Raw genomic sequence first — 10973 nt, forward strand, 5'->3', positions numbered from 1 at the left:
AGCAAAGAGCCGAACAAGAAAAGCAAAGAGCCGAACAAGAAAAGCAAAGAGCCGAACAAGAAAAGCAAAGAGCCGATCGCTTGGCTGAACAATTACGTTTGCTGGGTATTAATCCCGAAGTGTAAATGATTAAACAACTGAAATTTTCTTTATCATCACAATACACACAGCCACAACTAAAAAAGCAAATTCAGCTAACAGAAACGCCGATACTGGTGCGATCCCGATTGATTTCATCAGCGCAGAGACGATCGCAATTCCGCAGGCGCTACCACCAAAATATAATCCAGTGCCTAAGCCTGCTCGATTGGCAGGAATTTTAGCTAACACTAAGGAAATCATACTGATAAAAACTAAGCTAAAACTGACACCAAAACCAAGTATCAATCCTATTGCGATAACGTTGTTGTCATTCAATAACGTCAGCCCCATTAAGCCTGTCATTGCCCCTAAGCCAAACAACATAGATTTATTAGTGCCTAATTCTGTCGTCCATTCTCCTAGAGGAACCGAAGCGATCGCTGAGACTAAAAGTATCTCAGAAGCAATGAATTCTGCTTTCAATCCAGGTAGTTGAGTTTGCAATTGTTGCGGAAAAATTGATAGTAATAAATTAATTTCGCAGCCTGTAGCTAAACCAATTATAAAAATTAGAATTAACAGTACGGTAGGAGTGGTATTGGCACTTTGATTCAGGGTAACAGCATGAATAAAGTGTTTAGGAGTAAATAAGTGCAAAATAAATACTCCCAAAACTAAGGCGATCGCTCCTAAAAGAAAGGTAATTGATGCACCCATACTATAGAGTAGAGTATTCCCCATTAGCCCAATGGCTCCCACTAATCCAAATACAAACGTGAGGATGGCATTGGCTTGAGGCAATTCGCTTATGGGTGCAAACTGTGTTAAAAGTGCGATCGCCGGGCCGCGAAACATAATTATTGCTATTACCCAAGCAGTCATCAGCACTGGCAAAATCCAACGTATACCTAAGGGCAAGTTGTATTCTACTAACAGCGAAACAGTAGCAAAAATTAAACCTGCTAGCACTACTCCCACACTAATCATTGGTAAACGACTGCCTAATCGCTGCTGAATGCGATCGCTAAGTTCGCCAATCAAAGGTTCTATAACTGCTGCAAGTAAGCCTTGTACTATTCCCAACCAACTTGCCAGATTGACAAATTCTAGTTCTCGTAAAATTTTAGGTTGATAAAAACCGTATGCTATCCAACTAAAAACTATCGCTGCTAATAAAGCGGCTAATCCCCAAACTTGTCGCCATAAAATCTCACGGCGAGTATTGAAATTAACCATGATCCTGCCTTATCCTTGATACGTGGTGCAATTGTATGACAAATATCCTGAGAAAAATGGCATTAAAAATTGCATAATGGCGAGCTTGTTATCAAGATATTACGTACACAATAGAACATATTAATATCAACAGTACGCATATTGTTACACAGGCAATATAGATATTGACTATATTCAGCAATACCTATAGCTTTTCTGATTTTAGACTATGGTAAAATTTACGTTGTTTCCATCACAACAAAATTCCAAACAAACTCAAAATCACAAGTATCAGCCTTTTTAGAGTTCTAATTCAATTTATAGCTTGAGTTTGTAGCGAAGTTATAATATCGTCAAATTAATCTTGCAACATTAAGCATCAATTATACTAATTTTATAGTTAGTAGCACACCTTCCCAATGGGCGATACTTCCTACAATCGATAATAATTCTAAAGACATTAGGCTTTGTAAAAAAATTGAACTCACTGCGATAATTAATCTTTATAAAATATTTGAAATATCTGCCCGATCGCTAATACTTATCAATTAATCTTCATCAAATGATTAATGTTGAGCAGACGATAACACCCGGCGAAATTTTTCATGCATAGAGTTCCGGATTTTGGAGGAAAAATATGCCTACCGGGTGATTTTGCAAATTTTTCGACTTATACCAAAAGTTTACTTTAGTTCGTTTTGAACCATATAGTTAGGCTGCGACCATATATAATTTGTGCCCAATTACCTACCTATAGGCAAAACTGCTATGCTAGCTAGTCATTTTGCCATATTTAATTACTGATGTTTATGATTCTGCTTTACTTTTGGCTTGATATTTTTTGCGTTTATAAGACTTATTTAGCTCATATTAGAGTAAAATGGCAAACCCAATGTTTTATCAGTTTTTGCAATCGATATATTAGTTTGTACTTATCAAACGATTTTTACTCCTTATTCAATAATGTTTTGGTTAGCTTATGTAGCATATAAGACATTTTATTTAATACTCAGTACTATAATATCGATTGTTATTGAAAGCTAATCTAGAAAAAGCCTTGATGGAATAACAAAAGTACGTGTTTTCGCCAGCAAACACACAGTTGAAGGTACTGTGTAGTTTCAAAACCAGCTATTTAGATGTAGTATAGGGGATCGCTATGTTTAATATCAAAAATTAATAAGTTAAAGAAATCCTACTTTTATAATTTCTTTGTTATTTTGTAGTTAACGGGACAGTTCTTCCCCATCTGCCGAGTTTAAATAACAATTAGTTCGACTATATTACCTGCAAATTCTATGCCAGATCATTACTCCATGCTTGTCCTATTTTTATTTAGAGAAAACTATAGCAAGGAGATAAATTGCTAGGCTATATTGCATGGTAATTATTCCACCTGACGAAAAGTTTATCAACACAAGGAAACCTGAATCATGAATATGCTCAGAGCAAACAATAAGAAGATTATCATTCCTGCTTTTGTTAACTTTATGAATGTAAATCAGCAAGCAAGTAGTCCAAATCAAATGACTAAACCTAAATCTAAATTAGATGTACTGCAACCATTGCGAAAATGGCTTGACGAACTAGAAGTTCAAAATCGTAAATTAGCTCACTTTATTGCTAAACTGATTCCTGCCCAATGTCCCTTTGAGCGCGATCTAATGTTGTTTGGTCGCAAAATAGCTCACATTCCCCCCATGTGTAAGCTGAATCCCCTGTACGAGCAATTTGTCGGTTTGCGTTTTCGGGCTTTGTGTTATTTAGTAGACCAATGTGGCGAAGATATCCAGTCTTACTGCTAAGTGCAAACTCAAGAAAACACAGCATGAAAATTAAAATTGAACATCAGCCCGGTTAACAACGTCTCAACCAATTGGGTGTGTTCAAAAGGGTAATTTGGCAAAAAGAAGTTTGCAAATTTCCCCGGACTCAAGAAATTCACTATTTTTTGGTAAATAATGCGATCGCCACGCCTAATGGCGGACAACCAGTGCAAATGGGTAAAGGATATTTAATGACTTTTGCCGCTGGGATGTCTGACACATAGGAAATTATAAGTAACACGGCGAAAAAGCATTATTGTGTTGATTAGTCTAGAGCTAAGAATCAAGAATTACTTGTCTTTTTTGTTCTCTAGAACGCATACATTTTGTGACTTAGGATGAATCTCGATTGTAGGGAGGCTCGCAGCGAGCATCATAGGATAAAGTAGCAGCATCAGTAAATTGCTTATATCCATATCTTCCAAAACTTGTTGCGACCCCATCCCCAAGACAATATTCATAGAAATAGATAGTTTCATTGCCCCCAAATTTGGTAGAAAGTTCCTGCCAGATGGATGGTTGGTATCCAAAAATATAATTATAGAATTTTGCAGCTTCAACTCGGTCGTAGTTACGATCCCCAGGATATTGCTCGAAATCTTCGTTAAAATTTAGGCTAATATCTTTCGCTTGATTATTTATAAAGGTAATAGAGAAATTACTTTTGGGAAACTGGGGAAATAATCGGCGGAAGCTTTTGGGATTATAGGTATAGATCGAGCGCTTTCCATTAATTTGTTTGGTAATATAACGACCAAAATAGCGTTCGATTGTTTGTGGTGTTTGATTTAAGACATAGCGCCCAGCCAACACAGAAGGGGTGAAAATACTGCTAGATAACAAGAATCCTCCAGTTAAGCCGATAAAAGCTTGGCAGAAATGACGGCATTTCATAGTGACGAGCTCCACTCAAAGAAAAGAAGTTCATAATCGTGTTAGTGGGAGTTAGATGCAAAAGATGCTGTGAAGCAGCAAAAGGTTTCCTCCCACCGCAATTATGATGAGGATATCGAGCAAAAATGTTACTGCATTTGAGTACTTGGCAGGAAGTTGAAGCTTATCTACAGCAGTCTCAGGGGATTATTCTCCCAATTGGTTCCACAGAGCAACATGGGCCAACCGGATTAATTGGCACAGATGCTATTTGTGCAGAAGCGATCGCACGGGGTGTGGGCGAAGCTACAGGGGCGATCGTCGGCCCGACAATCAATGTTGGCATGGCACTGCACCATACCGCCTTTCCTGGCACAATTAGCCTGCGCCCCAGCACTTTGATTCAACTAGTGCGAGATTATGTAACTTGTTTAGCCAAAGCTGGTTTTAGCAAGTTCTACTTTATCAACGGACACGGTGGAAATATTGCCACCCTGAAAGCTGCCTTTTCTGAAACTTACGCTTATTTAGAAGATTTACAAATTGCCAATGCCCCAAAGGTACAATGTCAAGTTGCTAACTGGTTTATGTGCAGTTCTGTATATCAGCTGGCAAAAGAATTATATGGGGATCGAGAAGGTTCTCACGCAACCCCCAGTGAAGTAGCCGTAACTCAATACGTTTATCCCGAAGCAATCAAGCAAGCACCCCTCTCATCAGAAGTGGCAAGCGGACATAAGATTTATAGTGCAGCTGACTTTCGAGTACGTTACCCAGATGGACGCATGGGATCGAATCCCGCTTTAGCAACTCCAGAACATGGCAAGCAATTTTATGATTTGGCAGTGAAAGAACTCAGTAATGGCTATTTAGAATTTGCGAACGCAGAGTAAGACTCACGTTGAGGTGTAAAGTCTTTCTTTGCACCTTTGCGTCTTTAGTAAGGTATAAAAAATATGGTTATTCAAAACGAAGAATCAGTTAAATTACCACCTTTAGAAAATGGCGATCGCTTAACCCGCGATCAATTCGAGAGGCGTTATCGTGCAATGCCAAATGTCAAAAAAGCTGAATTAATTGAGGGAGTTGTCTACGTGGCATCACCGTTACGTTTTGAAAGTCATGCTGAACCACATAGCTTTGTGATTACTTGGTTGGGTGTCTACTATGCGGCAACATCAGGAGTTAGGTTAGGCGATAATGCTACTGTTCGCTTAGATTTAGATAACGAACCACAGCCAGATGCTCTTTTGCGAATAGACTTAGGTCAATCAACAATCAGTGATGATGATTATATAGAAGGTGCGCCAGAATTAGTTGTAGAAATAGCAGCTAGTAGCGCTGCATACGATTTGCACAACAAACTCAAAGTATATCGTCGCAATGGCGTACAAGAGTATATTATTTGGACAACTTACGAAAACCAAGTAACTTGGTTTCGATTAAAGGGACAAGAGTATATAACTCTAAAACCTGATGCAGACGGTGTCATTAAAAGCGAAATTTTTCCTGGTTTATGGTTAGCATCAAACGCCTTACTTGCAGGAAACTTAGCAAAAGTTTTAGCTGTGTTACAAGAAGGACTCAACACACCAGAACATACTGATTTTATTCATCGACTATCGCAGCCAAGATAATTAGGACGGGCAAAATGCCCATCCCAGAAGTTAATTAACTCCGAGCGATACCTTCTTCACGAGCGGCACGTTGCACAGCAGCAGCAACGGCAGAAACAACGCGCTCATCAAAGACTGAGGGAATAATATGTTCGCGATCTAAGTCTGAAGGTTTGACTAAAGACGCGATCGCACTGGCAGCTTCTAAATACATGGTGGTGGTAATCGCTTGTGCCCGACAATCTAAAGCACCACGGAATACGCCAGGAAAAGCTAAAACGTTATTGATTTGATTTGGGTAATCACTGCGACCGGTGGCAATGACGGCTACATTTTTATCAACTACTTCTGGCTGAATTTCGGGAATGGGATTTGCCATCGCAAATACTATCGGGTCTTTAGCCATTGCTTGCACCATTTCTGGTGTCAAAACCCCTGGTGCGCTGACACCGATAAAAACATCTGCTCCTTGCATTGCCCCTGCTAGAGTACCTTGAGCTTTCACAGCAAATTCCTGCTTTTCTTGTGTCAGGTCGGTGCGATTAGTAGAGAGAATGCCTTTAGAGTCGCACATCCAGATTTTTTCTGCCCCAGCTTTCTTGAGTAAGCGGGCGATCGCTACTCCAGCCGCCCCAGCACCATTGATCGCGATGTGGATTTCTCCAATTGACTTATGCACCAGTTTCAGCGCATTAAATAATGCTGCCAAGGTGACAATTGCCGTACCGTGTTGGTCATCGTGAAAAACGGGGATATCTAATTCCTGCCGCAATCTCTGTTCGATTTCAAAGCAGCGGGGAGCCGCAATATCCTCTAGATTTACACCCCCAAACACCGGAGCTAAATTCTTGACTGTCTGCACAATCTCATCTGTATCTTGGGTAGCGAGACAGATCGGAAAAGCATCCAGCCCGGCAAATTCTTTGAACAGCATCGCTTTGCCTTCCATCACAGGTAGGGCGGCAGCCGGTCCGAGATTTCCTAACCCTAAAACAGCGCTACCATCTGTAACAATGGCAACAGTATTTTGTTTAATGGTTAAATTGTAAACTTCATTTGGGTCTTGAGCGATCGCCGTACAAATCCGACCGACTCCTGGCGTGTATGCCATTGCTAAGTCGGAAACGCTTCTTAAGGGGATTCTGCTGGCAATACTGATTTTGCCACCGCGATGCAAATTAAAGGTGCGATCGTAAACACTCAGCAATTTAATGTCTGGTAATGCTTTGACTGCTTGCACAATGGTTTCAGCGTGTTCGGTGCTAGCAGCATCAACGGTAAGATCGCGGGTAGACTCTTTGCGGGTTTGCTCGATTAAATCAATTTGACCGAGATTACCGCCAGTAGTTGCGATCGCCTGCGTAACTGAAGCCAACATGCCTACACGATTGGGAATCTGCAAGCGTAGTGTCAAACTAAAACTAGAATTAGGAGTTAGGTTTGCCATATTAATTGGGGATTTTGCAGTAAATCTGAGCGGCGGCTTACGGCGTTCAGAACTTTTCAAGAAGGATTTTAGATTGTAGCTAAAAGCGCCAGAAACAGAAACCCTACGCCGCTTAATTGCCTAGCAATCAGAGCTTTAGATACGCAAAGACCTGGGAATCCTCAATGCGCTGTTAAGCAGTTTAAACCACTAGCCACTGATTTATACACTTTATGCGAAGCAAAACGTTTTTAGGGCGATCGCAAAAAAAGCGCCCTGATTTCAAGAGCGCTTGTTTATTCAAAAAAGGCAATTTATCGAGTCTAGGACTTGCGTAAGAACTCTTTGAAACTCTCATTCCTTCGTGTCCTTTGCACGCCAGTTGCTACCCTGCGGGAAGCCCTTCGGGTTCGGGGGTGACGCTCCTGCGTCGCTAACGCAATCGACGGGAACCGCCCTTCGGGTGACGCTCCTGCGTCGCTAACGCTCTTGCTAACGCCACTTTGCCATCGACGCAAAGCGCCAAGACGGCAAGTGGACTCACCAAGACTGCGACCCCCTCACCGCAGAAGCGTCTACAAGTCGGCAGAGCCGCCCAACGCACTGGCTCGTCTTTGCGGTTCGTTTTTCCGTTACCTGTGCGTGAGTCCTGGAGTCTTCTGAAAATTATTAACCATTAATTACTGGAGCGCTGATTGCTACAGGTATTGCCTCACTAGTAGCTAAATCTAGCGGGAAGTTGTGAGCATTGCGCTCGTGCATCACTTCTATACCTAGGTTAGCGCGATTCAGCACATCTGCTCATGTATTAATTACACGACCTTCGAGTCAAGTATTGATTGGTTGAAGTTGAACCCGTTGAGGTTAAACGCCATTGTACTGATACCTAATGCTGTCAACCAGATACCAACGACAGGCCAAGCAGCTAAGAAAAAGTGCAACGAACGCGAGTTATTAAAACTGGCATATTGCCAAATTAACCGCCCAAAGTAACCGTGAGCTGCAACAATGCTAGTTGATTATAATGTGTTGACAACAAACTTTCTCAGTTCGTCAGATTTGAGAACTTTGCTGCTTGTAAATAATTTTGGCAAATACCTTCTCTCTAGTTGCCGGAAATCTGCTGAATTGCCTCACACCGAAAACGCTATTAACCAAATTTCCCAGAGAGAATGTTATAAAAAAATGGGGAAACTTTTTCCGGCTCTTAATATCACGTTCTACATTAATTATTTATATTTTTCAATATATTTGTTTTAAGTTTTGCTAAGTTAAACGTAGAATAAAGTCAATGCGTTCTTTTGTATTCAGCTATTGTTTCAGTACTGCTAAAACTTTCGTCGTCTTTCTTGTGATTGGTGGTAGTACAGCCAATTATAGAGATAAAAAATTTTATCCGCGATCGCATCATTTACATCTACCATGGGTGGTAAATATTTCCTGGCAGTCTGAAGCCAGATGCATAACACACCTTATTTGTATTTCAAAAATCAAATTCAACACTAATACTACTAACTTGTAAACAGGAAATATTTAATAGTTTTATTAATTAATAGCAATAATTAAATTATAATTAGGTGTTAACTTGAAATTTTATTTAACAATAATGCAATTTAATAATATAGAAGCATGGTGGATATATGCATTGCTTTCATCAATCTTTGCAGCTTTGACAACTATCTTTGCTAAAATCGGTGTTGAAAATGTTAACTCCAATTTAGCAACAGCTATACGAACTATTATAATTTTAGTAATTGCTTGGGGAATTGTGTTTGTTCAAGGTAATGCTGTGAATATTTTCACAATTCCTCGAAAAACTATGATTTTCTTACTATTGTCTGGTGTAGCTACTGGCTTATCGTGGATATTTTATTTTAAAGCTTTACAAGCAGGCCAAGCCTCACTTGTTGCACCTATTGATAAATCAAGTTTGGTATTAGTTCTATTGTTTTCGGTCATTTTTTTAGGAGAATCGTTAACCTGGAAAATTATTTTAGGAACTTGCTTAGTAGTCATTGGTACTTTAGTATTAATTATTTGATAAATAACTAAATCAAAGTTGCATATCAATAACTACTTTGCTATTTTAATTCCTTCACTTATCCATTTTGACTCTGCTTAAAAAATGCTATGGGTATAACACTTAGAAAGAAAACTCTCTAGATAGGGAAGTCAACTGTACATTGACAGCATTAATATAACTGCGATCGCTTAAAACTTGCTCTGGTAATTTGTTAGCCTGAACAGCAGCCTTGACTAAACTTTCTCCATTAACTTTTCTATTTTGGCGTTCAGCAATTAAAGTTCCACCACTAGGAATGCCTTGTTGTGTTAGACCGCCTTGATATGCAAGAGAAACAAGATTAAAGGGTTGCAGATAGCTAGCATTCGGAGAATTATCGCTTAATATTTGAGACCTAGTAGCGGTCTTGACTTCCTCGTTGCCATTCGTCATTGATTGAGCGCTAGCAATTCCCGATGTTAAAGAAATAGTAGTAACAACAATCAGTGCTGAATTTATCAAATATGTAATTTTCATGAGGTTTATCCTTAACTTGAGCGAACAACAAATAATACTACTATTATGAGATTCTCTTTATTTTATAATTCTTAACCTCCTCCACTTGGTTCAGCCAATTGGTTGAATTTTTTATCATCCAATTGGGTGATTCTTAGTCTGCTTGAAGTATGTTACACGTAATAGCGATCGCATTCTTTGACTTGAAACAGCTTAACTATGCTTGTCCCTGAATAATTTGAGTCAATTCACTGCGGCTGCGATTTGCTTCTGTCCAAAAAGCTATCCAGAAGACAATCAACATCGCTATAGGCATTCCTAAAAATATTGCAATCATCTGACTAGGCATAGCACCTGCTAATGTTATGGGAACAACCGCACCATACCAGCATAAAAACCAGAATCCTAAAAATGTCATCACAAAAGGGTGTAGGCTCATTTGTATATGAACTACTGTTTGATGAACTTGTGCTTCAAAGCGTCCTCGAATTACTGGTAAAAATGAGTTACGATAGTGAATTATGCGAGTGATTTGAAAGCCTTGTTCGGAAATAGTTCCTTGGTAGGGTGCATGTTTTTTTGAAACCCGGAACATTTTTGTAGGCTCAACTTTTGCACTCAGTCGTTGTAGAACTATAGGCAGTGAGTCTGGTGTCAAAATTGTAAAGGTATCATCAGGTAGTACTTTCATTTTGATTTAGATTGCTGGCTAAGAATAAAACCTCGATAATTGCAATATGAATCTAAGGTTTGTTTTAAGTTTTCCCCTAGTAGTAGCTTCTCTAACAGTTTGCTAGTCATGGATTAGTGTAAAAGTGCAGTAAGCGGCTATATTAGACATTTCCAAAAATGATCTAATACCAATTCACCAAAATCTTGATACATATGCAAGAAATTGTAGGGGCGCTGTTACGTTCGCCCTTATACCCGTATTTACATCATTTATAAAGTCAAATGATACAGCGTTTCCCGATGTTATGAGGTACAATAACAGCAATTAGTGAACCAGTTTTTTAAATGTTGAGGATTCATCAAGTAGAGAGCAACAGAGATAACTTTATCAACTATTTCGGTTGTAGTTGGAGAAAAAGTACGTAAAAAAGATTTCAGTTGTGACCACCATAACTCAATGGGATTAAAATCAGGAGAGTATGGAGATAAACATAAGACTTTCGCACCTACAGATTCAATCATTGGTTCAATTGATGCTAGTTTATGTGCAGGTAAGTTGTCCATAACTACCACTGCTCCTGACCATAATTGAGGCAATAAAAACTTCTCAATAAATACTTCAAATGCCTGACTATCCATTGAGTTATTTATCGTCATTAATGCCACCACTTTTTTAATACTTATTGCTCCAATTACCGTAACTTTTGTACCACGACAAAATGGTTTCATTTCGTATACTCTTGTTC

General features: G+C 39.3%; 11 protein-coding genes and 1 pseudogene. 5 read left to right on the forward strand and 7 right to left on the reverse strand.

All coding sequences use genetic code 11. The features are described 5' to 3' along the window. Positions 1 to 129: 129 nt before the first annotated feature. The gene (locus I8752_RS33500; protein WP_214436484.1) at positions 130 to 1317 is read right to left on the reverse strand and encodes an MFS transporter; all 1188 of its coding nucleotides are present in this window, start codon (positions 1315 to 1317) and stop codon (positions 130 to 132) included. Between the two features lie 1418 nt (positions 1318 to 2735). On the opposite strand from I8752_RS33500, the gene I8752_RS33505 reads away from it, so the two are divergent. Continuing rightward, positions 2736 to 3101 carry a Mo-dependent nitrogenase C-terminal domain-containing protein gene (locus tag I8752_RS33505; RefSeq protein WP_214436494.1) on the forward strand — a complete coding sequence of 122 codons (366 nt, stop codon included), beginning with the start codon at positions 2736 to 2738 and terminating at the stop codon, positions 3099 to 3101. A gap of 71 nt (positions 3102 to 3172) precedes the next feature. Continuing rightward, positions 3173 to 3346, forward strand: a complete 174-nt coding sequence (locus I8752_RS33510) for a cupin domain-containing protein (RefSeq protein ID WP_225896064.1) — start codon at positions 3173 to 3175, stop codon at positions 3344 to 3346. Positions 3347 to 3455: 109 nt separating this feature from the next. Here the strand turns inward: I8752_RS33510 and I8752_RS33515 are convergent, their stop codons facing one another. Continuing rightward, positions 3456 to 4016 (reverse strand): hypothetical protein, encoded by a 561-nt coding sequence (locus I8752_RS33515; RefSeq protein WP_214436485.1) that lies wholly within the window; start codon positions 4014 to 4016, stop codon positions 3456 to 3458. Positions 4017 to 4141: 125 nt separating this feature from the next. Here I8752_RS33515 and I8752_RS33520 point away from each other — a divergent pair, with 125 nt between their 5' ends. Both I8752_RS33520 and I8752_RS33525 read left to right on the forward strand, forming a co-directional pair. Beyond that, positions 4142 to 4888 carry a creatininase family protein gene (locus I8752_RS33520; protein ID WP_214436486.1) on the forward strand — a complete coding sequence of 249 codons (747 nt, stop codon included), beginning with the start codon at positions 4142 to 4144 and terminating at the stop codon, positions 4886 to 4888. Positions 4889 to 4951: 63 nt separating this feature from the next. After that, positions 4952 to 5632 (forward strand): Uma2 family endonuclease, encoded by a 681-nt coding sequence (locus I8752_RS33525; RefSeq protein ID WP_214436487.1) that lies wholly within the window; start codon positions 4952 to 4954, stop codon positions 5630 to 5632. Between the two features lie 34 nt (positions 5633 to 5666). Here the strand turns inward: I8752_RS33525 and I8752_RS33530 are convergent, their stop codons facing one another. Both I8752_RS33530 and I8752_RS33535 read right to left on the reverse strand, forming a co-directional pair. Next, on the reverse strand, positions 5667 to 7058 hold the full coding sequence (locus tag I8752_RS33530) for a malic enzyme-like NAD(P)-binding protein (RefSeq protein WP_214436488.1): 1392 nt from the start codon (positions 7056 to 7058) through the stop codon (positions 5667 to 5669). Positions 7059 to 7706: 648 nt separating this feature from the next. Beyond that, a pseudogene (locus tag I8752_RS33535) lies at positions 7707 to 8050 on the reverse strand (photosystem II q(b) protein); the annotation flags it as partial. A gap of 593 nt (positions 8051 to 8643) precedes the next feature. Here I8752_RS33535 and I8752_RS33540 point away from each other — a divergent pair. Continuing rightward, the gene (locus I8752_RS33540) at positions 8644 to 9078 is read left to right on the forward strand and encodes an EamA family transporter (protein WP_214436489.1); all 435 of its coding nucleotides are present in this window, start codon (positions 8644 to 8646) and stop codon (positions 9076 to 9078) included. 102 nt (positions 9079 to 9180) lie between these two features. On the opposite strand, the gene I8752_RS33545 is transcribed toward I8752_RS33540, so the two are convergent. The 3 genes from I8752_RS33545 to I8752_RS33555 all read right to left on the reverse strand — a co-directional run. Beyond that, a complete protein-coding gene (locus I8752_RS33545) occupies positions 9181 to 9576 on the reverse strand; it encodes a hypothetical protein (protein ID WP_214436490.1) in 396 nt (131 codons plus the stop codon). Between the two features lie 196 nt (positions 9577 to 9772). After that, positions 9773 to 10246 carry a hypothetical protein gene (locus tag I8752_RS33550; RefSeq protein WP_214436491.1) on the reverse strand — a complete coding sequence of 158 codons (474 nt, stop codon included), beginning with the start codon at positions 10244 to 10246 and terminating at the stop codon, positions 9773 to 9775. A gap of 284 nt (positions 10247 to 10530) precedes the next feature. Beyond that, positions 10531 to 10973 (reverse strand): transposase (locus tag I8752_RS33555; protein WP_214436492.1); only part of this gene is annotated, 443 nt, incomplete at its 5' end.

Origin of the sequence: Dendronalium phyllosphericum CENA369, from assembly GCF_016056275.1 — a bacterium.
GTDB lineage: Bacteria > Cyanobacteriota > Cyanobacteriia > Cyanobacteriales > Nostocaceae > Dendronalium > Dendronalium phyllosphericum.